This window comes from Pseudomonas sp. EL_65y_Pfl1_R83 (genome assembly GCF_963970695.1).
GTDB classification, from domain to species: Bacteria; Pseudomonadota; Gammaproteobacteria; order Pseudomonadales; family Pseudomonadaceae; genus Aquipseudomonas; species Aquipseudomonas tritici.
On the sequence record NZ_CAXAQI010000450.1, the window covers coordinates 1 to 447 of the forward strand.

The 447-nt window shown below is 64.9% G+C and carries 1 protein-coding gene; it reads right to left on the reverse strand.

Annotated features, from left to right (window positions below):
• The coding region (locus AACY08_RS29770) for a M23 family metallopeptidase (RefSeq protein WP_445262070.1) at positions 1–447 on the reverse strand (447 nt) is incomplete at both ends.

Consider the following 447-nt stretch of genomic DNA (forward strand, 5'->3'; position numbering starts at 1 on the left):
TCCAGCGTGAAGGGATTGTCCGCCGCCAGGACTACTACGCCATCGGCTGGAGCAAGGATGACCGAACCTTGCGGCTTGGCGATATCGACACCTGAATGATACGATCCCGCCTCGCCATTCTTGTAGATGCGCTGCGATCCGAACAGCGTGGAGATGCGGCCGGTGGTTGGCCACAGGAAGGTCTGCCGCCACCCTTGCGAGTCCGACGAAACGCGCCGCGCGGCGTTGATCTGCGCCAGTTCGGCCGGGCGCACTTCCGGCGCGACGCCGCTGATCAGCATGCGCTTGGCCATATGCCCCTGCAGCAGCGTGAGACCGCGATCGATCCGCCCGGCAGACCCCGTCAGCACCACAATTGCATCGGTACGCGGGCCGACAAGCGGTGCCGGCATCGTCGCCAGGAAAACCGCAAACCCAAGCAGCCAGAGCAGCACGAGCAAGCCCAGG